Raw genomic sequence first — 22,829 nt, 5'->3', positions numbered from 1 at the left:
TCCAAATTATAAGATAATATCTATGGGGCGGCAACCCAAAGTAACTCTAGTCAATCTCCACTGCAACAAGTTCAGGCAGACTTGCCGTGATCGCGCACCCGACTCTCCCAAATCAAAGTCTTTTTAGAGTAAAATTTATTACAGAAATTTTAGGACAATGCCAGTGACATCAACCCAAACCCCAGAAGTCAGCGTCATCATCCCAGCTTATAACGGTTCGCGCTACATTCAGCAAGCCATAGAAAGCGTTTTCACCCAAACTTACCCGAATTGGGAGCTAATTATCGTCGATGATGGCTCCACCGACAACACTCAGCAAGTTGTGCAACAATATGGCCAAAAATTGCGCTATTTCTATCAAGAGAATCAAGGGGTTGCAGCGGCTAGAAATCGCGGCATTCTGGAAGCCCAAGGCGAGTTAATTGCTTTTTTGGATCAAGATGACTGGTTTTTGCCCGATAAATTGACGCAACAAGTGGCTGGCTTTCAACAACACCATTCTCTGGGGATTGTCCATAGTGGTTGGCAAATTGTCAACGAGACTGGAGGAGCAATTTCTGATATTGCCTTATGGCATAGTTTACCGGATTTAAGTTTAGCTGATTGGTTGTTGTGGAAGCCGGTATTTTTGGGGGCGATGCTGTTTGATCGCAATTGGTTAGAGTTTGCTGGGGGTTTTAATTGTCGCTATCATCAAGCACCCGACGTAGATTTGGTGTTGCGGTTGGCATTGATGGGATGCGAAGCCGCTTGGGTACGACAAACCACGGTATGCTATCGTCAGCATCAGGGCAATGCTTCACTCAACACGCCGTTACAAGTTAAGGAATGTCAGATGGTGCTGGAGCGGATGCTTGCCCGACCGAATTTACCCGATGAAATTCGCGCTTTAGAACATCGGGCTCGTTATAATAACTTAGTCTGGAGTGCGTGGCGGTTGTATTGGACAGGTCATCTGGCAGAAATGGCCAAGTATTTGGAAAAATCTTTATCCATGACTTCTTTTTCTCGCACGGAAACTGTGCTAAACTGGGTTGAGTATTTCCAGAAGTATTCTAGGGAATATGGCCATAAATTTGCGGCTGATTCCCTGATCCATTCTCAGGAATGGCAAGAATTGATGGCTATGCTATTTTAAATCGACGTAGAAGGAAATTTGATAATTCAATATGCTAAAAACGATTTTTGGGACGGTGAAACAAGGAAAAATAGAATTGCTTGAGTCAGCCGAACTAGAGGAAGGAACTCAGGTGCTGGTGACATTGATTCCAAATAATGAATCTGAGTTTTGGTGGCAGGCTAGTCAGGTTTCATTAAATGAAGTTTGGGACAATACTGAGGATGATATTTATGGCGAGTTACTCAAAAAATGAGATAATTTTGGTTCGCTATCCGTTTTCAGACTTGTCCAGTTCAAAGGTCAGACCTGCTGTGGTGGTGAGTTCGCCACACCCGTCTCAAGATATCTTAATTGTGCCTCTAACAAGTAAAACAGTCTCATTGCTTGATGGGGAATTTGCACTGGTTGATTGGTCGGCAGCAGGATTAAATGTAGCTACGGCAGTCAAGCGAGGTTTATACACAGTGCATGAGAACTTGGTGATTAAAGCGATCGGCAAGTTATCTGATGCAGATGCAAAACAATTAGAGCAGTCATTGCGAGGCTGGCTGGGGTTAATTTAATCAATCAGTAAATGAGTTGTCGTAATGACCGAAGTTGTATGCTAAGATGGACTTTTTGCTGGCTCCAGTTTACCTGATGAAATTCGCAATTTAGGTCGATCGCCTCTTGATATTAAGTGAGTGAATAATAATGTTGGGTTTCGTACCTCAACCCAACCTACGAATCAAGCTATGTAGCAATAAACCCAACCTGTATAATAATGTTGGGTTTTGTACCTCAACCCAACCTACTAATATGGAAAAACACAACATCCAAAATTCACAAGTATTAATTATTACCAGTATGCACCGCTCTGGCAGTTCCTTAACTGCTTCTTTACTACAGAGCGCGGGTCTGCATATTGGACGGCGGTTGATGGGTGCGGCTGAAGCAAATATTAAAGGTCATTTTGAAAATCTGGACTTTTGGAGCTTACATCAAAAAGTTCTCAAATCTCAAGGGGCAAATGAGGAAGGCTGGACGCTACAAGACCAGATTCAGGTTGACGACTATTATAGAGAAGAAGCCAAGAATATCGTTACAAAAAATGCTATCAGCGGATTATGGGGATGGAAAGACCCCCGCACAACCTTATTTTTAGAATTTTGGGCTAATCTGCTACCAGAGGCGAATTTTTTGCTGCTGTTTCGCTATCCTTGGGAAGTGGTTAGTTCTCTCTACCGAAAAGGGCAACCCTATGCAATTTTTCAAGAACAGCCAGAACTGGCTATTAAGTTTTGGCTCCATTACAATCAGAAAATATTAAATTTTTCCAATTCTTTTCCCCAGCGTTGCTTTTTAGTCAGTCTGAACAATTTTTTGCAGCATACTCAGCCATTTATTGATGCCTTAAATCAAAAGTTTAGGATTAATTTATCGATTCCTAATCCAACGATTTATCAGCCAAGTTTATTACATCGACAAAACTCAGAAGGGCATCGAGCCAGCCTGATTAACCATTATTACCCAGAAGCGATCGCCCTCTATCAAGAACTCGAAGCCCGTGCATGGCAACTAACCGATGCACCCGATACTTCCTGGCAAGAAAAGCTGAAGTCTTCTCCTTATAGAATTTGGGCGTTTCAAGATTGGGTAAAGGTTGGCAATCTCCAGGGAGAAAATCAAAAGTTGCAGCAGGAATTGGGGCAAACCAAGTCCCAACTGCACCAAACTCAGGCAGAATTAGGGCAAACTCAGTCCCAACTGCACCAAACTCAGGCAGAATTAGGGCAAACTCAGTCCCAACTGCACCAAACCCAAGAGGAATTGGGGCAAACTCAGTCTCAACTGCACCAAACCCAAGAGGAATTGGGGCAAACTCAGTCCCAACTGCACCAAACCCAAGAGGAATTGGGGCAAACTCAGTCCCAACTGCACCAAACCCAAGAGGAATTAGGGCAAACCCAGTCCCAACTTGAAGAACGTCAAACTCAACTCTATCAAACGGAGGCAATGCTGTCACAATATCAATCTCACCTCCAGCAAGTAGAAACTCTGTTAGAACAATCTCAAACTCAACTGCATCAAAAGACCGAAGAGTTAGAAAAAACTCAAGGGCAACTGCACCAAACTCAAGAGGAATTGGGGCAAACCCAGTCCCAATTGCACCAAACTCAAGCGGAATTGGGGCAAACCCAGTCCCAATTGCACCAAACTCAAGCGGAATTGGGGCAAACCCAGTCCCAATTGCATGAAACTGAGGAGAAACTAGGCCAAACTCAGTCTCAACTGCACCAAACTGAGGAAGTGTTGGAACAGTCTCAGGCTCAGTTGCATGAAACTGAAGCAGTTTTAGAACAATCCGTGACTCAGTTACAGCAGAAAACCCAGGAGTTGCAGCAGTCTCAGTCTCAGCTACACCAAGTTCAGGAGGAATTGGAGCGATCGCAGTCTCAGCAGCAGCAAATAAAGCAAGAAGAACAACAGGCTAAATCTGAACTTGCTCAAACTCGCTCAAAACTCGAAGAGGTTCAAACTCAACTCTATCAAACGGAGGCAATGCTGACAGAATATCAATCTCACCGCCAACAAACAGAAAGTGCCTTAGAGCGATCGCTGTCTCAACTGCAAGAGACTCGTAGCGAGTTAGAACGCTATAAAACTGAATTTGAGCGATCGCGCCTTGAAGAAACTCTCGCCAGTGCTGCTGAAAATGACGAACAGATGCAGTACAATCTCCTATTGTGGGATGGTTGGCAAGCATATAGAAATGGCGATATGAACAAGATGGCTCATTGCTTGCAACAGTCGTTAAAATTCACGTCTTTATCCCGAACGGAAACCATCCTCAACTGGCTAGAAAATTTTTCTAGATTTTCTTCAGAGAATGGCTATCAACTCGATATTCAGGAATTGACCAACTTAGCCGAATGGCAACAACTCGTGCGTCGCCTAACCGCAGCTAAATCTCTGATTGCTATTAAATAGAAGATTCTGCTTTTACGAGAAACAATAGACTTTTTGCTTTTCCAAGCTAAAAATCCCCCTTTTTTAAGGGGGATTAAGGGGGGCTCCGCCAAAGGGGGTTGGGGGGATAGATCCAGTATTTTACAAGAAACAATGATTTAAGGAGTTTTCAAGATGGATAATTCTACTGCTTCAGCTTCCGACAGTGTAGAAATAATCTCCGTTCATGTGCCCAAAACTGCTGGCGCAACCTTTGGTCACATGATTTTACCGCAAATTTATAGTCTAGAAAAAATTTTTTATGATTACGAATCTTTACCTGTAGAGGTTTTACAAGATAAAATTACCTCCAAAACTAAAGTGATTCATGGACACTTTCCCGCCATGAAATATCAAAAGGCATACCCCAACGCTAAAATAATAGTTTGGCTCAGAAATCCAATAAATCGTTTAATTTCCTGGTATTATTTTTGGCTGACATTTCCTACTAACGAGCCGACTTCTGGTAAATTTCATAAATATGTAGTTAACAACCAGATTGGCTTTGAAGAATTTATAGATTTACAGGATGCTCAAAATGGCATATCAAGAAACTATTTTCAAGGAATAAATTTGGAGAATTTTCAATTCATAGGAATTCAAGAATTCTTTCGAGAAGATTTACGGGAGCTACAGCAACTATTAAACTGGCCAGAAGTCAAGGTGACACCTTCTAATCGAAATACCTATCCTGATTATGAGGATCTGGTCAGAAATATTTGGAGCGATCGACGATTAATTGGGAAGATAGTGTCCCTCAATAGTGCAGATATGGAACTCTATCAAAATGCTCTCAACCTCAGAGCCAAACGGAAAGGCTTGTCCAATTCTCTGCAACAGTATCAAGTTTATTTACAAGAATCTCAGCAGCGTTCACAATTCCTTCATAAAATAATAACAGATTCAGATTGGTTTAACTTAATTTGTGAAAGCCAACATTCAGAAGTTTATTTTAACGGCATCAAGCTACCTAAATTTCCGCCAGCAGAATTACAAACTCAAACCACAGGTGCATCAGGAGAAAGAACTCTGCAAGAAGCATTCAAATTTTATCAATTCTGTATCTCTGAGTGCAATACTATTGGGAAACCTTTATCGGCAGAAAGTGTCTTGCTTGATTTTGGGGTAGGTTGGGGCAGAATAGCTAGATTTTTTCTTCGCGAAGTATATACGCACAATCTTTTTGGTCTAGATATTTCTGAACATTTCATTTCTATTTGTAAATCATCATTTAAAAATAGTAACTTTTTTAAATGTAATGCTTATCCTCCAACAGAATTAAAAGCAAATCAATTTACTCATATAGTAGGCTACTCTGTATTTTCACATTTATCAGAAAAAGCTTGTCGTTTATGGATGGAAGAATTTCACCGAGTTTTACAGGATGATGGGGTATTAATTTTAACAACCAGAGCCAGTTCGTTTTTGAATTACTGTGAAAGCTTAAAGCAGCTAAATCCTACGGATCATCATTCTAAAGTTCTAAGTATTTTGTTTGATGATTTTGGCGAAGCTAGAGCAGCTTACAACCGAGGCGAATTTCTTCACACTAATATTTATGAAGTTACTGGAAGTGCTGAGCTAAATAGTGAATTCTATGGAGAAACTTTTATACCTGAAGCTTATGCCCGTCAAGCCTATTCAGATTTATTCGAGTTAGTCAGTTTTTCTCTCTCATCTACATTTCCTATCGCCATTATGGTTTTTAAAAAAATATCCTAGCGGTGTTTACAAAGTAAAACTTTCTCGTAAGCGTCTAGCATAGTTCTGAGCTATTTCACCTCCGGTCTTTACTGTTTTTGACTTGATGTCTTCAGTTGATATATCAGTATTCTCTCCCAAGAAACTTAAAATCTGCTTGACGCAAGTAATAGGTGATTCTACTATGTCCTCATAAACAATCCTTAACGGTTCAATAGAATACAACGTAAAAAATCGTTCCCATTCCAGCCGGTCCTTGATTTGAATGTCTATCAGCTTAAGAATTTGTTCTTCGTCATACTCTACTTTACTATAGTCTAAATTTTCTGCTCCCCCTGCTTGGCTTGAGATATGCCATATCCCCGATTTGCGGGCGAGATATCCTGAAATTGCTTGCAGAATAATATCTCGTCGTGTCAGATAGATAAATTGGACTGGATTTAAAAGTTTCCCCACTCCCCCCATTTCAATAAGAGGTTTGAAATCAAAAAAACACGATTTCAAGCCAAAAATTCCGTTAGGTGTAGTTTGAGTCCGCCGCAAAAGCTCGAAGTATTCTTCCAGAGTAGTAGCTGGGCAAGTTTTTAGATAGAGTTGCATTGGGCCTCTAGGATTGACATACTCGTTTGGCATTCCCAACAAGTTAGTTTGCTTGAGAATAGAACACAGCATACTGCTTCCGGATCGTTCAGTAAAGCATATAACATAGTTCTTGCTGCTCTTTGGTTTTTCTAATGCTTGAGCCACCAGTTTTTCCGAAGAGTTATCCCTTGAAACAGTCGTAAAAATATCTACCATTCCCTCATCCGTGTTTGCCATAATTCTAGGCTTGACTAGCGCTTCTCTTAAATTATGATGAAATGAAGCAAAGTTTGGGTTAATCTCTATGGCGCGACGGTAAGAGGCGATCGCTTCATCAATTTGACCTTGCTTGATTAGCGCTTCGGCTAAATTATGATGACTCCAGGCAAAGTTGGGATTTTGCGCGATCGCACGGCGATAACAGGCGATCGCTTCCTCCAATTTGCCTTCTCTCATCAGTTTATTTGCGATGCTAAAGTAAGTTGTGTTTTTCATTTTTATAAGATCTATAATGCTGCTGTCTAGAGAGCCGTTTACTGGATTAGATTTTCCCAAGAAGAGAAAAACTCTTTGCCGTATCGCCGAGATATTGGAACAGCGCTGTTTCTCATTTCCACAATCTTCCCCAAAAGATCCCACATCTCTTTAAACTACAAAAGAGGTTCTGTTTCGTATCCCACAGACTGTGCAACAATACAAAACAAACGTTCAATTGCATGGGGAACTGTCCCATCACATAACCCAGATTCAATATCAAAGAAGCTGCTATCAATCTTGAGTAAAGGTTCAAGACATTTAGGACGAAACCAGAACATAGAGCCAGCAGGAAATAATGAGTGAGAAAAATCTATATTCATAACTTCACAAAGCTCTTTACAAAGATGGATATTGCTCTTCATATTTTCATCATCAAACTCCAGCAATTGCTGAGATGGAACAAGGAGTCCCATGCTTGCATTTGCGTCGAAGCGATTCTGTAGATTTGCAATCCATTCTTCTTTTGTTTGAAATAATGATTTCAGAATGTTTCTTCTGAGATCATCCCCATCAACTCTGTGAAGACTTCTTTTTGAATGAATTTTGCAACAAAACTTATAGTTCATTGGTTTTATCATTCTAAATACATCAATAAAAGGTAGAATATCGCGGCCTCGATTTTCTACAAGTAACACAAAAGCATCAATACCAGAATTTTTGACTGCTTTAACCCCATCTAGCGAAGTTGTCGTCACATATAAATCGTATCCGTTAATCTGGCGAAGAATAGATTCTATTTCTTCCCATACTTCAACAAAATGCAAGTGGAAAATTACTGCCACATTATGATTTTTTTTGAGAGGCTGGTTGAGCAACCACTCAACGGTAGTTTTATCAATATCTTTGAGAACACGACGAGTTGCTTCTAGATACCCATAACCATATTTCTGATCGGGTTCCAAATGTACTCCTTCTGCCCATTCATTCCACGCATTAACAAATATAAGTTTTTCATCATCCTTGAGTTCTGGACTTAAAGCTGTTTTTATAGATATGGATTGTAGCCACTGCATATACCTGTGTAGTGAAAAGCCATGAAATATATATGAATTCAAACCTCGGCGTGCAGTATTGTCCCAAGATAGTGTTACACCCTTGAACAGTTTGAAATTGCTGAATTCGCCGCCTTTTTTTACTTCTGCATTAACAATGTCATCATAGAAGTAGATTTTACCTTGAAAATCTACAGACACGTTTGGTATTCGATCGCTTACATCTACCGCATTGACACCATGAGGAGGAAATTCCATAGCAGCGTCAAACCCATAAGGTCTAGGGTCAGAAAATCCAAAAGCTTGTGCAGCAACCAGATATAATCCAGGAAAGCCCTCTTTAATAATTTCCTGACGCCAAGCCTTAATTGTTATGGAGATATCGGGAATCGTGTTTACCCGATATACAATAAAGATAGGCTTCCCTTCGACCTTTAAATATCGGCTGTCTTTGAAATAAGGAACTAGATATCGTATCAAATTTAACGAATCATCTAAAGAATGTTCTTGGGATATTAAAACCTCATTTTCCAACCCATCCCAGCGACGAGTCCAATTTTCATTAGCCCATGTTAGGCAAAATCTAATATCTATAGATTGATTTTCAAGAAATTGGCGGATAGGCATCTCCATAAGAGTCTTGCCTTTAAACCAATAAAAGTAGAAATTAAAACCGTGAATTCCATATTCTCTTGCCAGCTTTGCTTGATCCTCTAAAACACTGGGAACTCTCAAATCATAATACCCAAAATGAATTGGACAGTGAGGTTGATAATGCCCCTCATAGCAAGGCTTTGCCTTACCCACGTTTGTCCATTCTGTGAACCCTTTTCCCCACCATTGCTCGTTTTCGGGGAAGGGATGAAACTGAGGTAGATAGTTGGCGATCAGTTTGACTGCGCTTGGTTGCATTTCCCCATCAGGATCGTATTCAATAAAACCTTCTTCAATCTTGGAAACTTCAATAGTAGGAATTTCCTCTAATCGAGGATTGCCCATCAAAGTTTCATAAAAACGACTTAGAGTCGAATTCTGAGTTTTAGAAGGTTCAATATATTTCTGTGGGATGTTTTTTTTTTACGTTGTAGCTCATCTGCATCATCCGGCTGCAACTGCAACGCCATCTGATAAAAGACGATCGCCCCATTAGAGTTTCCCCGCTTCTCCAAAGCATTCGCCAACTGCACATAAAGTTCAGCATCATTAGGCTGAATCTCCAACGCCTTGTGATAATTTTGCAAATCCCCTGGTTGCTCTTGAATTGCCCGATGATACCAGCCCAAAGCCTTAGCTAAATCGGACATAGCCCGTTCTCGCAAAGCGTCCGCTATTTTAGTAGAAATCCCCGCTAAATCTGGCTGAAGTTGCACCGCTTGACTATAAGCTTTTTCCGCTTCATCCCACCGTTGCAATTTCATCAGCACATCCCCCAAACTTTGGTGGGTTAGGGCAGAGGAAGGATTCAGTTGCAAAGCCTGACGGTATGCGGGTAATGCTTGCTCCCAGCGTTTCAGTTGGACTAAAGCCCCGCCAAAATTATGGCATGAGTGAAAATCTGGTTTTAGGGCGATCGCTCTCTCCAAAACCGCCACCGCTTCTTCCCACCGTTGTAATTGAATCAGAGCATATCCTAAATAATTATAAGCGTCAGAATTTTGCGGATTTAACTGAATAGCTCGCCCATAAACCTTAACCGCATCCTGCCACTTCAGTTGTTTAGCAAAAATATCCCCTAACTGGCGACAAGTTTCTCCGTTATCCGGCTGCAACTCCAGCACCTTAGTATAAACTGCTGCTGCTGCATCCAACTCATTTTGTTTCACTAATATTTCAGCAATCTTCTGATAAGCTGGCGCAAATTTCGGCTCAACTGAAATCAGGGTGCGATAGCAAGCCAGGGCTTCTTGCCATTCTCCTTGCTTGGCCAATTCTTGACCTAATTTATAGCAACAATCGATTAATTTTGGATTTAATTCAATAGCGCGACGATAACAAGTAATCGCCTCTTGGGACTGCCCTGTTTCACTCAAAACTTCCCCTAAATTATGATAAGCTGCTGCTAAATTCGGGTTCAGTTGAATCGCTCGACCATAACAGGCGATCGCCTTTTCCCGCTGACCTTGTTTTAATAAAATATTGCCTAAATTAAAATGTTCTTCCGGTTTAGCCTTTGCCGGTTCTAACTCGTAAGCGCGATACCAACATTCGGCAATTTGCGGACTCATCTGTGGGTCGGACTTGCCGGAACGTTCTGCAAAAATCTTGGCTAAGTTGCGATAAAACCCTGCCACCTTGGGTTTAAGATTAATCGCTTTTTGGTAGCAAGAAATAGCCTTCTCAAACTGCTTTTGCTGTCCATAAATACTGCCCAAATTCGCCAATGCCTCAGCAAATTGTGGTTGCAGGGCAACAGCTTTCTCATAAGATTGCATCGCGGACTGAATATTCCCTAAACCCTGGAAAGCATTACCTAGTAATTTATAAGCATAAGCATTATTTGGTGCTACAGATAAGGATTTTTGGCAAAGAGAAATTACTTTTTGCCATTGTCGGCGATCGGCATAACTTTTTGCTAGTTCAAGATAGTCATTGGCGTCAAACATAGAAGATGCGTCGTTAGCGGCATTATTAGCAGTATTTTTTTCACCTTGGACTGATAAACTACCCGATAAAGTATCCTGGGGATCGGCGTACCCATTGACCTGAAAAAAACCTTGACTAGCCGCCGCTAAAGTATCCTCTGGAGTTGGTGTAGTTTGTGTCTTTTTCGCCTTTAATGCAATGGCTTGACGATAACAAATTGTCGCCTCCTCTAAAGCACCCGATCGCTGCAAAGCCGCCGCTAAATTTTGATAAGCCTCTGCCCAATTGGGATTCAATTTAATTGCATTTTTGTAACAGGCGATCGCCTCAGTCCCTTGCCCTGCTTTGAGTAAATTATTTCCCACCTCAAAATATTGTGCTGCGGTTACACCAGTGGGTTCTAACTCATAAGCCCGATACCAGCAGTTAGCCGCTGATGCTGCTTGGTTGAGGATCGTCCAAACTTTGGCTAAATTACGATAAACCCCGGCAAAATCTGGTTTAACTTTAATTGCTTGTTGGTAATAATTCACCGCTTGCTTCCACTGCTTCGCCTCAGCGTAAATCGTCCCTAAATTGGCTAATGCTTCCGCCATCTTTGGATCTAATTCTATAGCGCGATGATACCAGCGTTTTGCCACTTCCACCTGACCCAGGACTCGGCAAATATTCCCCGCCGTTTTGCAAGTGCTGGGGCAGTTGGGGTCAAGGTTTAACGCTTGTTGACAATAAGCTTGTGCCTGGTCTAATTGACCGGCATTTAAATGGAGTTCTGCCAGTTGATTTAGTTGGGCGATCCGGGAAGCTATGCTGTCAGGGCTGGTCGCTGGAGTTTCGCTGAGGTTTACCATAGTTATTTAAACAAGTAGCCAAGAAAAGTTTATCACAAAGAGGCTGATTTTTGGCGCGATCGCGTAAAAATTTTTTGCAGGTTGGCATAACCACAAAGACACAAAGAACACAAAAAAGCCTAAACAACCGATTTCTGAGTTTTTTGGGCAGCCCACTTTTCTGGATTATAACCATAAATTCTGGATATTTCCTCTAGATCGATTCGGCTGCCGATAAATTCTGGTAATTGAGCGATTAATTGCGCGATCGCTCTCATCAGAATCAAAAATTTGATATAATTGGTTAATTAATCAGCAATATCCATCCTCTCCATCTCTATTATATAGGAGATCAAAATGGTACAAGCACCCGTAAAATCAAACAGCGAAACTCTATCGCTTCAGTTACCAAAAACCATTGGGCTTTATGTCACCCAAGAACAATTTGCTGCCCTGGCAATAGCTAATCAAGATTTACAACTAGAACGAACCGCGCAAGGAGAATTAATCGTGAATCCACCTACTGGCTGGCAAACCGGAGAACGTAATAGCAATATTTCTGGAGAGTTGTATCTATGGTGGCGCAATTGCGGCGAACCGGGGAAAATTTTTGATTCTTCTACTGCTTTTATTTTACCCAATGGTGCAACTCGTTCCCCGGATGCTTCTTGGGTAAGTCAAGCCCGTTGGGACGCATTGACTCCAGAACAAACAAGCACTTTTGCTAATATTTGCCCGGATTTTGTCGTGGAATTGCGATCGGGTTCCGATAGTCTTAAGCCCCTGCAAGAGAAAATGCAAGAATATATGGATAATGGGGCAAAACTGGGTTGGTTAATCGATCCACAAAATCGTCAAGTGGAAATTTATCGGCCAGGGTTAGAAGTAGAAGTATTGGCAAATCCCACCGAGTTATCTGGGGAAGAAGTATTACCGGGTTTTGTGTTGAATTTGCGGCGGGTTTGGGGGTAACAAAATTTTTTGTTTATGCCACTTGATCGGCTTATAATAAAAAACACACCCTAAATTTATCTGTCAAATTTCAGCTTGCAGCTTTTGACGGATTACTAAAAGCTGAAAGCTGAAACTTTACCAAATAACTTGTGGAGAAATACCCGATGACTTACATCCTACCTAAACTCCTGAGTTTTGAGGAGTTTATTGCCCAATATGGGGATAATACACGCTATGAACTGATTGATGGAGAACTTCGAGACATGGAACCCACAAGTCCTCACGAATTGCTGGGACTATTGCCGGTAGAATTTATCTGGAAATTTTTCGGGCAAATTTTAACTGGTTGGTTCCTAAAAATTGTTTAATCAAACCTCTATATGCGACAGCGACAGCATTGCGTCCTGACGTAGTTGTTTTAGATAAAAATGAGCTTAGTCAAGAACCTCTTTGGCAAAAAGAACCGCTAATTTGCAACGGCAATACTATCAAGTTGGTGGCTGAAGTGGTTAGTACCAATTGGCAAGATGATTATGCGATAAAAGTCGAAGAATACGCTTTTTTAAAGATTCCCGAATATTGGATTGTTGATTTTCGGGGTTTGGGGGGCTGGCAATTTATTGGGAATCCTAAACAACCGACTTTTACGATATGCAAATTAGTGGATGGAGTATATCAGCTTGTTTCTCACGTTTTTCCTGATTTAAAATTGCGACTGAAAGATGTTATGCTTACTTAGAATAAAAAGGCGATCGCGTAAAAATTTTTTGCAGGTTGGCATAACCACAAAGACACAAAGAACACAAAGAAGCCTAAACAGCCGATTTCTGAGTTTTTTGGGCAGCCCACTTTTCTGGATTATAACCATAAATTCTGGATATTTCCTCTAGATCGATTCGGCTGCCGATAAATTCTGGTAATTGAGCGATTAATTGCGCGATCGCTCTCATCAGAATCAAAAATTTGATATAATTGGTTAATTAATCAGCAATATCCATCCTCTCCATCTCTATTATATAGGAGCATATAAGAGGTCAAAAATGGTACAAGCACCCGTAAAACCAAACAGCGAAACTCTATCGCTTCAGTTACCAAAAACCCTTGGGCTTTATGTCACCCAAGAACAATTTGCTGCCCTGGCAATAGCTAATCAAGATTTACAACTAGAACGAACCGCGCAAGGAGAATTAATCGTGAATCCACCAACCGGCTGGGAAACGGGAAAACGAAATAGCAGCATTACCGGACAACTCGATCGCTGGGATGAAGAGAATGAAAATTTGGGGCAGGTTTTTGATTCTTCCACTGCTTTTATTTTACCCAATGGTGCAACTCGTTCCCCGGATGCTTCTTGGGTAAGTCAAGCCCGTTGGGACGCATTGACTCCAGAACAAACAAGCACTTTTGCTAATATTTGCCCGGATTTTGTCGTGGAATTGCGATCGGGTTCCGATAGTCTTAAGCCCCTGCAAGAGAAAATGCAAGAATATATGGATAATGGGGCAAAACTGGGTTGGTTAATCGATCCACAAAATCGTCAAGTGGAAATTTATCGGCCAGGGTTAGAAGTAGAAGTATTGGCAAATCCCACCGAGTTATCTGGGGAAGAAGTATTACCGGGTTTTGTGTTGAATTTGCGGCGGGTTTGGGGGTAACAAAATTTTTTGTTTATGCCACTTGATCGGCTTATAATAAAAAACACACCCTAAATTTATCTGTTAAATTTCAGCTTGCAGCTTTTGACGGATTACTAAAAGCTGAAAGCTGAAACTTTACCAAATAACTTGTGGAGAAATACCCGATGACTTACATCCTACCTAAACTCCTGAGTTTTGAGGAGTTTATTGCCCAATATGGGGATAATACACGCTATGAACTGATTGATGGAGAACTTCGAGACATGGAACCCACAAGTCCTCACGAATTGCTGAGACTATTGCCGGTAGAATTTATCTGGAAATTTTTCGGGCAAATTTTAACTGGTTGGTTCCTAAAAATTGTTTAATCAAACCTCTATATGCGACAGCGACAGCATTGCGTCCTGACGTAGTTGTTTTAGATAAAAATGAGCTTAGTCAAGAACCTCTTTGGCAAAAAGAACCGCTAATTTGCAACGGCAATACTATCAAGTTGGTGGCTGAAGTGGTTAGTACCAATTGGCAAGATGATTATGCGATAAAAGTCGAAGAATACGCTTTTTTAAAGATTCCCGAATATTGGATTGTTGATTTTCGGGGTTTGGGGGGCTGGCAATTTATTGGGAATCCTAAACAACCGACTTTTACGATATGCAAATTAGTGGATGGAGTATATCAGCTTGTTTCTCACGTTTTTCCTGATTTAAAATTGCGACTGAAAGATGTTATGCTTACTTAGAATAAAAAGGCGATCGCGTAAAAATTTTTTGCAGGTTGGCATAACCACAAAGACACAAAGAACACAAAGAAGCCTAAACAGCCGATTTCTGAGTTTTTTGGGCAGACCGCTTTTCTGGATTATAACATGAAATTCTGGGTCTTTCTTCTAGATAAAATCCTTTGCCGATAAATTCTGGTAATTGAGCGATTAATTGCGCGATCGCTCTCATCAGAATCAAAAATTTGATATAATTGGTTAATTAATCAGCAATATCCATCCTCTCCATCTCTATTATATAGGAGATCAAAATGGTACAAGCACCCGTAAAACCAAACAGCGAAACTCTATCGCTTCAGTTACCAAAAACCATTGGGCTTTATGTCACCCAAGAACAATTTGCTGCCCTGGCAATAGCTAATCAAGATTTACAACTAGAACGAACCGCGCAAGGAGAATTAATCGTGAATCCACCAACCGGCTGGGAAACGGGAAAACGCAATTGGAGTATTTCTGGGGAACTGTATTTATGGTGGCGAAATGCCGGTGAACCAGGAGAAGCCTTTGATTCTTCCACTGCTTTTATTTTACCCAATGGTGCAACTCGTTCCCCGGATGCTTCTTGGGTAAGTCAAGCCCGTTGGGACGCATTGACTCCAGAACAAACAGGCACTTTTGCTAATATTTGCCCGGATTTTGTCGTGGAATTGCGATCGGGTTCCGATAGTCTTAAGCCCCTGCAAGAGAAAATGCAAGAATATATGGATAATGGGGCAAAACTGGGTTGGTTAATCGATCCACAAAATCGTCAAGTGGAAATTTATCGGCCAGGGTTAGAAGTAGAAGTATTGGCAAATCCCACCGAGTTATCTGGGGAAGAAGTATTACCGGGTTTTGTGTTGAATTTGCGGCGGGTTTGGGGGTAACAAAATGTAGGGGCGAAGCATTCGGGTAATTATTTTAATTGCGAAAACCGAGAGTTAACTGCCCGGTAAGCGAAGCCATGCCCGTAGGCGGATAGGGTAGGCAAGCGCCTTCCTGAAGGGTAGGGCTTTATGCTTCGCCCCTACAATACCTATTTGTTTACGGCAAACCTAGCGCCGATAATGCATTTTTTAACCCATCAATATTCACCAAGATATTTTCGGTTAGCGGATTCGGATCCATAATATACCTTAGCGGATAGCAAGCAAAAGATTCCCCAACCAAATAATAATGTTTTAGTCCTAGTTGCTGACTAATTACCCAAAAATAATGTTTGATATAATTAGGCGATACTAATTCCATAATTTGTGTATTCGGCTGACAGAAAATTATATTGGTCAACCCACTGCCATGAGCGGTTATAATCATTTTAGCATGGGCAAATAAGCGAATTTGCTCCCGCACCGAATAAGACTCTAGAAAAATCTTCACAAACCCAAATTTTTCTAAAGTTTCCTCCACTTCTGTTTCATTTATCACTCGGCGATATTGGGCTTTTTCTCTACTAATATAGATGCGTTCTGGATAATTATAATTGTTCGAGGATGCCTCGGAAAACTCTAGTCCATTACCAAAAAATCCGAGAAACTGCGATCGCAGAAATTCTAATGCCCAAGGAGGTAGCCACCCCAAAAATCCCGGAAAAGAAGGGACAACTAATTGCTGGGCTTGAATATGAGGGTAGCGATCGCTTTCGATAATTGTCCTCCCAGAAATTCCTAGATATTCAAGAGTTTCTCTTTGAAAAGGTTGCCGGAGGCTATTCACTACAAACCAATCAATCTTGGTTAAATCAATTCCACTTAAGCGTAATAGCTGCCAGCGGGGTAAAATATCCACTAGCCAATGGAAATAGACATGACCCGATAGTCCTGATAATATGGCTACAGTCCCATCAATTTGCTCTAATTTTGGCAAAGTGTCTAGCTGAAAAATACGGTGTTTTCTATGGTCATAGTTTTCGCAACCGGGCAACTGTCCCGGATAAGACCGGGATAAATCAGCTAAGAGATAATTATCCGGGGTAATGACAGCGATCGCATTGCAAATTTGCCAGGAACTTTTTTGCGGGGCAATCCAAACTCTTCCTGCGGGAATATGCGCCACAAAAGTAGCGTAATTAGTTAAGGGATTTGAGTAACCGGGCAGAGAAACTTGATATAAGCCATTACCTAAATTTACTGGATTAAACCAGCAATTAATTTGGTTTAAACAGCTTTGGCAGTGAATTCCTTCACAGGTTTTATTATCGTTAGGTTTAACCTGAGAAACCTTAAAAACAGTTTCGGTATTGTCATTCCCGCTTTCGCGGGAATCCACAGACCCCGCGCTACTGAAAAAAGCTATATCATAATTTGATGCTTTTAATGGGCAATTAATCGGAATATATAGCGGTTCTCGATCGCTAATCCTATCGCTCATAATAGACGAAAATATCGGTTCCCTCTTTCGGGGGAATGACAGGGTTTGCTGGTGGCAGTCCAACCAGTCTTGAGTAAACCGATAAATACCTTGAGGGAGAATAGTGGATTCAGTTTTAGGCAATGTTAAATTACCAAAATTAATTAATTCCGATAATGGTTCCGCGCCAGAATTAGAAGTGAAAACCTGAAGATAACAAGCGATCGCTTCCTGCCAAAGCTGCTGTTTTTCTCTAATTTGACCTAATTGCCAATTAGCCGTGGCATTATCTGGCTGAATTTGTAAGGCATATTCATAGTAAATAGCCCCTTGCCGATACCCACCCCCATCAAAAACCGCATTGCCCAAACGAACATAAGTTTCTAATAGATAGTCTAAAACTTCTGGGGCATCAAATTGCTGTTGCAAAGCCCTGAGAAATTTAGCGCAGGCTATTTTAGCGCGATCGAACTCATCTAATTCGGTTTTTGTCCTAATTAAACCCTGTTCCACCCCATCACAGAAACTTTCCACAAATAAAGGCTGACGAGCGATCGCCTCTCGAAAACAAGCCATTGCCTCCGTCAGTTTCCCCTCAGCCATCAAAGAATAGCCTAAATCGCTGTAAATCGGAATATAATTCGGCTGCAATTTAATTACTTGGATAAAACAAGCCACCGCTGCCGCACAATCGTTTTCCGACTGCCAAATTTTGCCCAAATTATAGTAAGTTGAGGCCAAATTCTGGTCTAATTCTATAGCGCGATAGTAACTGGAAATCGCCGCCGCAGTATTTCTCTGTTGCCACTGAGCATAACCCAAATAATTATAAAGACTGGCGGAATTCGGGTAGAGCGCGATCACCTGTTCATAGAGCGCGATCGCCTCCGGCCACCGATGTTGTTCAAACAGAATTTCACCTAATTGGTTAATTGCCTCTTGGTCTTGCGGACAGCAGAGCATTTTATCAAGGAATTGCCACATCGCTTTGGGAGAAAATCAATAGGGGAGAAATCAAAACCACAAAGACACAAAGAACACAAAGAATAGATTTTACAAATTTCTCTGTGTCCTTTGTGTCTTTGTGGTTATTCCCATCTTTAATAACAATGTTAAATTAGAACACCTCAAAATCATCTATAGTAATATTCAGATTAGGTTCGAGTTGAACCAGCTTCATCTCATCTCCTTGTTCCGCAGTGGGATTGTAATATACCAAACCGCTGGTTGGGTCGTAGATAATTTTTGCCGTCTGCGTTCCCTGAGTAGCAGGGTCAAAATTAGTCACAACCTCCACATCACCGGGTTGAACTGTGTCTCCCAGAGAAGCAAAGATTCTTTTGTCCAACTGAATCTTATCTTCTGCGGGATTAAAGTCCGTAATCGTATCCACCCCCAAAGGATTTGCCCCAACTTCTTCCGCTGTTCGCAACGGGCCTTGTGAGGCAAAATACTCGAAACGGAAAATATCCTTCCCCGAACCCCCGGTCAGGGTATCATCACCGGCATCTCCGAACACCGTATCATCACCGTCGCCACCGAGTACGCTATCATTCCCTCGACCTCCATGCACCACATCATTCCCTGCGTCTCCATCGACCGTATCACTGTCTTGGTTGCCATTAGCGTTATCACTTCTAATGCCAGCTTTAACTACATCACTACCTAAATTGCCAAATAAAACATCGTTGCCCTCACCACCGTCAACTTGATCGTTTCCTTTGCCACCGGATCCAGTATCATCACCAGCGCCCAAGTCAACCTGATCATCGCCTTGGTTCGCCTCAGCTCGGTCATTGCCATCGCCAGTCTTGATCTGATCGTCACCGCCTTGAGATTGCACGAAGTCAGGGCCGCTACCGAGATTTAATACGTCCGTGGTATCCGTAAGACTCAGCCCATTAGGAGATTCCTGGGAAAAATTAAGTCCTGTGGATTGATTGGTAGCATCTACACTCACACCGCCCGCAGTATTCGGGGATGCGGTGACACCCAATGTCGCCAAGATATTTAAAATGCTTTGAACGCTTTGGGTGCTGCCACCTGTGCTGCTGCCACCTGTGCTGCTGCCACCTGTGCTACTGCCACTTGTGCTACTGCTAGATTCGCCAAGGGCGATCGGAGATACGAACTCTGCCCCACCCTGTGAAGGTGCTACGGGAAGCAAATCAGACATATATTAGAAACCCTTTTAAGGATTGATAATTTACAAAACCTGGTACTCGCCCTATCTAGAAAAATTGTTTACATCTGGCAAATACTCTCAGCAAGTTGCCAGTGCAAGTTGTTTTTAGACTAATTTTTAGATGTCATGGCTCTAAAAGCTGTCATGGCTCTAAAAGCTATAGATATTTTCTACTCACTAGATAAAAATGTCAAATTAATTTTACTACAAAGTTGGCAGTTGCCACCAAAACATAAAAAACAATATAAACCTTGCTAGAGCAAGCGGCGATTTCATCCAAGACCCTGGTGGCAGAAACAGCAAAGATGCGTTAGGGCGATCGCTCTAATTCATCCCTCACTTTTTACCCAAAAGTTATCCCATCCGCTGCCAAGCTAATGGTGCGTTACGGCTGGCATCAGGATTAATAGTTGTGACACCAAAAGTAACCGCGTGCCTAACACAGCCTACTACATTCTCGCTGCCAATCCGTTACCAACAGTTATCCCATCCGCTGCCAAGCTAATGGTGCGTTACGGCTGGCATCAGAATTAATAGTTGTGACACTAAAAGTAACCGCCTGCCTAACACACCCTACTAAACTACTACTAAACTGCTGAATAAAAAACTATATCGTGCGAGTTTTTTTCGCTACATCGGCAACAACGGCAGCAACTAATAACCAACAAAATCTTGACATCCTCTTCACCCTTTGCTATGCTAAAACTAACACGATATATAAATGAGCTAAAAAAATGAACCACAAAACTCACGTCGGCACTACAGAAGCAGCCTTTATGCTTGGTCTATCCACCGCCAGAGTCCGCCACCTCCTTAATCAAGGGCGGATTCAAGGAGCGGAAAAAGCAGGTCGAGCCTGGATAATTCCCTTATATAACGGAATGCCCGTAGTCACCGCCGGACGCCGAGGACCAAAGGGTACTTGGTACAAACGCCCTCGCCAAGTAGAAACTTGTATCCTGGTAGATCGAGAAAAAATTAGACATAACACCAAGAAAAACGATAACAAGCCGCCAATTGTGGTCAAACAGGGTAAACATCAGTACAACTGCCATGAATTAGAAATCAAAGGTCCTTGCCGGATTGTGTACACTCCCCATGAAAAAGGTCCTTGCGGCGCTCGCCTGTGGATTGAGGCGGCGGCAGACGTGCCGGTAATTAGAAAGCTATTTCCTATGATGTATGCCGCCTAAAAGTGTTGGAGACATAAAAGTAATTAAGAAATAACTTTCGGCGTTAAATAAAAATAGCTAAAAAATCTAAAATAGATCCTATTTTGTGGCAAAATTATATAGGAAAACCAGCAATAAATTTGTCCCCCTTTTACCTGCTTTAAAATAATTACTACAATAATTACTAGAAGAGATTATTTTAATTTGGGCGCCAGTATTGCGCCCCTATAATTTTGAGGTTAATTTGGGTACAAGCATCACGCCCATACGCATTTTTAATTGGAAACGGTATTATATGGGAGCGATCGCCCAGCGCGGTATTTATTAATTGAAAACCGTATTAAGAAAAGGGTATTACTATGAAAGCAAAAAGGGCGCAAAGTAGATTTGCGCCCTTGGTGATTAATCTGCTGGTTTAAATATCACTAATTTCCTGAATTGGGGGTATTCGCTGGCTGAGTTTGGTTACGGGATATTTGCTGATTTGGTAACTTAAATCCGGCCATTTGTAAGGATTGGAAAAACTCAGTTTTAGCGTATTTTTCTAAAGGTTTTGCGGCTTTAGATAAAGACACTTCTAATTTAGACGGCGGTTTTTCCAACATTCCGGCTAACTCAGCCATTGCATATTCCAACTGAGTTCCTGGATCTAGGGCGACCCAACCTTCACGGGTTAGCTCTCGGAGTTCAAAGTGCAAGTGCGGCCCGGTAGAGTTGCCGGTACTGCCTACCAGTCCAATCACGTCTCCTTGCTTGACTTCTTCTCCTTCTTTGACAAAAAGTTCTGAGAGGTGTCCGTAGAGGGTTTCCGCCGATCCTTGGGCGTGATCTAAGACTACGGTTAGGCCATAACCCCCTAGCCAATCCGCGATCGCCACTTGTCCTGCATATGCCGCTAACACGGGAGTTCCCATCGGCGCCCCAAAGTCAATGCCATTATGGAAGCGGCGATCGCCGGTAATCGGATGAGTCCGCCAACCAAACAGAGAAGTAATCGGCGCCGGGATTGCCAGAGGGAAAATCATCTGGGTATTTCCATTACCGATTCGACCTTGAGGGCGAGCCGCACGCTTGCGATCCAATTCACCAGCGTGCTTTCTCATATCGTACTTAATGCCATTACCGCCAATACTCAATGCGCCTAGGGTGACTGGTTGCATCGCGGTATTCGATGAAACCGGATCGCTGTAGTAGGACTGCGAGTAAGACTCTGACTCTGGGGCAGCGGAGTAATACTCCTGAACTGGCACTGGGGGCAGATATTCCTGTTGGACTGACACTCGGGGCAAATACTGCGACGAGACGGGGGACGGTGGTGCTGCATACTGTTGTACTGGCTTGGGGGCAGTATATTGCGGTGCGGAAACCGAAGACCCAGGGTTTTGGGGCGGTTGAGCATAGACATACTGTTCTATCCCCGGGCTAACATTATTCGGCGCCGGATCTGGGAGAGGCTGCGGGGAAGCGACTGCACCACAAAGATCGCCGCCTACTACTTGCCCTTGCTGAAGCGCCGCCTCACAGCCCGTTGACCGTTCAGAAAATACTACCGCTGAGGGTTCTTGGTAAGTATTGTCGGGGGTCTGATCTTGGGCGATCGCCTCATTACTCCTAGTTACTCCAATACTATAGTCACTCGGATCGATGTAAACATTAGTGTAATCCATTGGTGCTGGAGCGGGTTGCCGCTGTTCTTCCGCCGCCGCAGGCTGTGGTTCTGGCTCCGGCGCCGTTGCGGGTTCCCATTGCTCTTGGGGAGCGGAATATTCCGGTTCGGGAGTTGGGGTAGGCTGCCACTGTTCTGTTGCTGTATAGTCGGGTTGCGGCGTCGGAGCCGGAGTAGCAGCGGGTTCCCATTGCTCTTGGGGAGCGGAATATTCCGGTTCGGGAGTTGGGGCAGGCTGCCATTGTTCTTCTGCTGTATAAGCTTGCTCTACGCTATTCGCAGGAGTTTCCCACTCTAATTGAGGGGGAATATACTCAGGTTCTGGGGTGGCGACAACGGCGGGCGCTGGTTTTGCGCTGCCTAAATCACTACCTAAATTATCGATCGCATTGGATGGGGTCTGCGCTTGAGCTTCCAGGCGACTACTGACCACCCCCATACTGGGAATCCAACCCAGTCCTTGCAACAATAACGAAAATTGACAAATAACACTTAAAGGTGTGCGGGCGTATTTAATTGGATGGCTCATTTTAAGAACGCGGTTAACTGCAAATAAGGAAAACAGGGATTGACTGAAGCCTCTGCAAGCCATTCAGTGATGGGCAGATGGAATAATTACTTAGGCACTTGGGCTAGTTTAATCTTTTTTTTGGAATATCTGCTAGATCGAGGCCGATCACTGATCACTATTTATTTCTCAACGAAATCATTAATAGATAACTAAAGACCGCTAATCGTGAAATCAACCGAAAGCTGATAGTTCGATCCTGGAGGCTGAT

General features: G+C 42.5%; 18 protein-coding genes and 2 pseudogenes. 11 read left to right on the top strand and 9 right to left on the bottom strand.

Features of this window, described 5'->3' with window-relative positions; genetic code table 11:
* The first annotated feature begins 163 nt into the window (after window positions 1-163).
* From ABWT76_RS26245 to ABWT76_RS26225, 5 genes are all read left to right on the top strand, one after another.
* The gene (locus ABWT76_RS26245) at window positions 164-1,138 is read left to right on the top strand and encodes a glycosyltransferase family 2 protein (RefSeq protein ID WP_375341514.1); all 975 of its coding nucleotides are present in this window, start codon (window positions 164-166) and stop codon (window positions 1,136-1,138) included.
* Between the two features lie 31 nt (window positions 1,139-1,169).
* Window positions 1,170-1,373 (top strand): hypothetical protein, encoded by a 204-nt coding sequence (locus tag ABWT76_RS26240; RefSeq protein ID WP_054467259.1) that lies wholly within the window; start codon window positions 1,170-1,172, stop codon window positions 1,371-1,373.
* The gene (locus ABWT76_RS26235) at window positions 1,351-1,683 is read left to right on the top strand and encodes a type II toxin-antitoxin system PemK/MazF family toxin (RefSeq protein ID WP_054467257.1); all 333 of its coding nucleotides are present in this window, start codon (window positions 1,351-1,353) and stop codon (window positions 1,681-1,683) included. Before ABWT76_RS26240 ends, ABWT76_RS26235 begins: the two co-directional genes overlap by 23 nt.
* 235 nt (window positions 1,684-1,918) lie before the next feature.
* Window positions 1,919-4,090 carry a chromosome partitioning protein ParA gene (locus ABWT76_RS26230; protein WP_354635209.1) on the top strand — a complete coding sequence of 724 codons (2,172 nt, stop codon included), beginning with the start codon at window positions 1,919-1,921 and terminating at the stop codon, window positions 4,088-4,090.
* Window positions 4,091-4,243: 153 nt separating this feature from the next.
* On the top strand, window positions 4,244-5,830 hold the full coding sequence (locus ABWT76_RS26225) for a methyltransferase domain-containing protein (protein ID WP_354635208.1): 1,587 nt from the start codon (window positions 4,244-4,246) through the stop codon (window positions 5,828-5,830).
* A gap of 6 nt (window positions 5,831-5,836) precedes the next feature.
* Here the strand turns inward: ABWT76_RS26225 and ABWT76_RS26220 are convergent, their stop codons facing one another.
* The 4 genes from ABWT76_RS26220 to ABWT76_RS26205 all read right to left on the bottom strand — a co-directional run bounded on the left by ABWT76_RS26220 (window position 5,837) and on the right by ABWT76_RS26205 (window position 11,620).
* Window positions 5,837-6,946, bottom strand: coding sequence for a Stf0 family sulfotransferase (locus ABWT76_RS26220; RefSeq protein ID WP_354635207.1), 1,110 nt, complete (start codon window positions 6,944-6,946; stop codon window positions 5,837-5,839).
* Window positions 6,947-7,041: 95 nt separating this feature from the next.
* Window positions 7,042-8,919, bottom strand: a complete 1,878-nt coding sequence (locus ABWT76_RS26215) for a glycoside hydrolase family 99-like domain-containing protein (RefSeq protein WP_354635206.1) — start codon at window positions 8,917-8,919, stop codon at window positions 7,042-7,044.
* A 20-nt stretch (window positions 8,920-8,939) separates the two neighbouring features.
* The gene (locus ABWT76_RS26210) at window positions 8,940-11,354 is read right to left on the bottom strand and encodes a tetratricopeptide repeat protein (protein WP_354635205.1); all 2,415 of its coding nucleotides are present in this window, start codon (window positions 11,352-11,354) and stop codon (window positions 8,940-8,942) included.
* Between the two features lie 119 nt (window positions 11,355-11,473).
* Complete coding sequence (locus tag ABWT76_RS26205) at window positions 11,474-11,620, bottom strand: hypothetical protein (protein WP_190879430.1); 147 nt, start codon at window positions 11,618-11,620, stop codon at window positions 11,474-11,476.
* Window positions 11,621-11,690: 70 nt separating this feature from the next.
* Between ABWT76_RS26205 and ABWT76_RS26200 the strand changes: the two genes are divergently transcribed.
* Window positions 11,691-12,305: a Uma2 family endonuclease gene (locus tag ABWT76_RS26200; RefSeq protein WP_354635204.1), complete on the top strand. Its 615-nt coding sequence runs from the start codon at window positions 11,691-11,693 to the stop codon at window positions 12,303-12,305.
* 146 nt (window positions 12,306-12,451) lie between these two features.
* Window positions 12,452-13,026, top strand: a pseudogene (locus tag ABWT76_RS26195) (Uma2 family endonuclease).
* A 73-nt stretch (window positions 13,027-13,099) separates the two neighbouring features.
* On the opposite strand, the gene ABWT76_RS26190 reads toward ABWT76_RS26195, so the two are convergent.
* Complete coding sequence (locus ABWT76_RS26190) at window positions 13,100-13,246, bottom strand: hypothetical protein (protein ID WP_354635203.1); 147 nt, start codon at window positions 13,244-13,246, stop codon at window positions 13,100-13,102.
* 81 nt (window positions 13,247-13,327) lie between these two features.
* Here ABWT76_RS26190 and ABWT76_RS26185 point away from each other — a divergent pair, with 81 nt between their 5' ends.
* Window positions 13,328-13,942: a Uma2 family endonuclease gene (locus ABWT76_RS26185; protein ID WP_354635202.1), complete on the top strand. Its 615-nt coding sequence runs from the start codon at window positions 13,328-13,330 to the stop codon at window positions 13,940-13,942.
* A 146-nt stretch (window positions 13,943-14,088) separates the two neighbouring features.
* Window positions 14,089-14,663, top strand: a pseudogene (locus ABWT76_RS26180) (Uma2 family endonuclease).
* 73 nt (window positions 14,664-14,736) lie between these two features.
* On the opposite strand, the gene ABWT76_RS26175 reads toward ABWT76_RS26180, so the two are convergent.
* Window positions 14,737-14,883 (bottom strand): hypothetical protein, encoded by a 147-nt coding sequence (locus ABWT76_RS26175; RefSeq protein ID WP_190883178.1) that lies wholly within the window; start codon window positions 14,881-14,883, stop codon window positions 14,737-14,739.
* A gap of 70 nt (window positions 14,884-14,953) precedes the next feature.
* Between ABWT76_RS26175 and ABWT76_RS26170 the strand changes: the two genes are divergently transcribed.
* On the top strand, window positions 14,954-15,568 hold the full coding sequence (locus ABWT76_RS26170; protein WP_354635201.1) for a Uma2 family endonuclease: 615 nt from the start codon (window positions 14,954-14,956) through the stop codon (window positions 15,566-15,568).
* A 157-nt stretch (window positions 15,569-15,725) separates the two neighbouring features.
* On the opposite strand, the gene ABWT76_RS26165 is transcribed toward ABWT76_RS26170, so the two are convergent.
* On the bottom strand, window positions 15,726-17,990 hold the full coding sequence (locus tag ABWT76_RS26165) for a glycosyltransferase 61 family protein (RefSeq protein WP_054470058.1): 2,265 nt from the start codon (window positions 17,988-17,990) through the stop codon (window positions 15,726-15,728).
* Window positions 17,991-18,144: 154 nt separating this feature from the next.
* Entirely contained in the window at window positions 18,145-19,203 is a 1,059-nt protein-coding gene (locus ABWT76_RS26160; protein ID WP_354635199.1) for a calcium-binding protein, read from the bottom strand.
* Between the two features lie 743 nt (window positions 19,204-19,946).
* Between ABWT76_RS26160 and ABWT76_RS26155 the strand changes: the two genes are divergently transcribed.
* Window positions 19,947-20,405: a DNA-binding protein gene (locus ABWT76_RS26155; protein WP_054470056.1), complete on the top strand. Its 459-nt coding sequence runs from the start codon at window positions 19,947-19,949 to the stop codon at window positions 20,403-20,405.
* A 404-nt stretch (window positions 20,406-20,809) separates the two neighbouring features.
* On the opposite strand, the gene ABWT76_RS26150 is transcribed toward ABWT76_RS26155, so the two are convergent.
* Window positions 20,810-22,579 carry a peptidoglycan DD-metalloendopeptidase family protein gene (locus tag ABWT76_RS26150; RefSeq protein ID WP_231636965.1) on the bottom strand — a complete coding sequence of 590 codons (1,770 nt, stop codon included), beginning with the start codon at window positions 22,577-22,579 and terminating at the stop codon, window positions 20,810-20,812.
* Window positions 22,580-22,829 lie beyond the last annotated feature (250 nt).

Origin of the sequence: Planktothricoides raciborskii GIHE-MW2 (genome assembly GCF_040564635.1) — a bacterium.
Taxonomy (GTDB): Bacteria; Cyanobacteriota; Cyanobacteriia; order Cyanobacteriales; family Laspinemataceae; genus Planktothricoides; species Planktothricoides raciborskii.
This window is presented reverse-complemented; position numbering and strand designations above follow the sequence as displayed.

Excerpts from the sequence above, each read along its gene's own strand:
- ABWT76_RS26240 (WP_054467259.1), top strand. The coding sequence starts at position 1,170 with ATGCTAAAAACGATTTTTGGGACGGTGAAACAAGGAAAAATAGAATTG.
- ABWT76_RS26235 (WP_054467257.1), top strand. The coding sequence starts at position 1,351 with ATGGCGAGTTACTCAAAAAATGAGATAATTTTGGTTCGCTATCCGTTT.
- ABWT76_RS26230 (WP_354635209.1), top strand. The coding sequence starts at position 1,919 with ATGGAAAAACACAACATCCAAAATTCACAAGTATTAATTATTACCAGT.
- ABWT76_RS26225 (WP_354635208.1), top strand. The coding sequence starts at position 4,244 with ATGGATAATTCTACTGCTTCAGCTTCCGACAGTGTAGAAATAATCTCC.
- ABWT76_RS26215 (WP_354635206.1), bottom strand. The coding sequence starts at position 8,919 with ATGGGCAATCCTCGATTAGAGGAAATTCCTACTATTGAAGTTTCCAAG.
- ABWT76_RS26210 (WP_354635205.1), bottom strand. The coding sequence starts at position 11,354 with ATGGTAAACCTCAGCGAAACTCCAGCGACCAGCCCTGACAGCATAGCT.
- ABWT76_RS26200 (WP_354635204.1), top strand. The coding sequence starts at position 11,691 with ATGGTACAAGCACCCGTAAAATCAAACAGCGAAACTCTATCGCTTCAG.
- ABWT76_RS26185 (WP_354635202.1), top strand. The coding sequence starts at position 13,328 with ATGGTACAAGCACCCGTAAAACCAAACAGCGAAACTCTATCGCTTCAG.
- ABWT76_RS26170 (WP_354635201.1), top strand. The coding sequence starts at position 14,954 with ATGGTACAAGCACCCGTAAAACCAAACAGCGAAACTCTATCGCTTCAG.
- ABWT76_RS26165 (WP_054470058.1), bottom strand. The coding sequence starts at position 17,990 with ATGCTCTGCTGTCCGCAAGACCAAGAGGCAATTAACCAATTAGGTGAA.
- ABWT76_RS26160 (WP_354635199.1), bottom strand. The coding sequence starts at position 19,203 with ATGTCTGATTTGCTTCCCGTAGCACCTTCACAGGGTGGGGCAGAGTTC.
- ABWT76_RS26155 (WP_054470056.1), top strand. The coding sequence starts at position 19,947 with ATGAACCACAAAACTCACGTCGGCACTACAGAAGCAGCCTTTATGCTT.
- ABWT76_RS26150 (WP_231636965.1), bottom strand. The coding sequence starts at position 22,579 with ATGAGCCATCCAATTAAATACGCCCGCACACCTTTAAGTGTTATTTGT.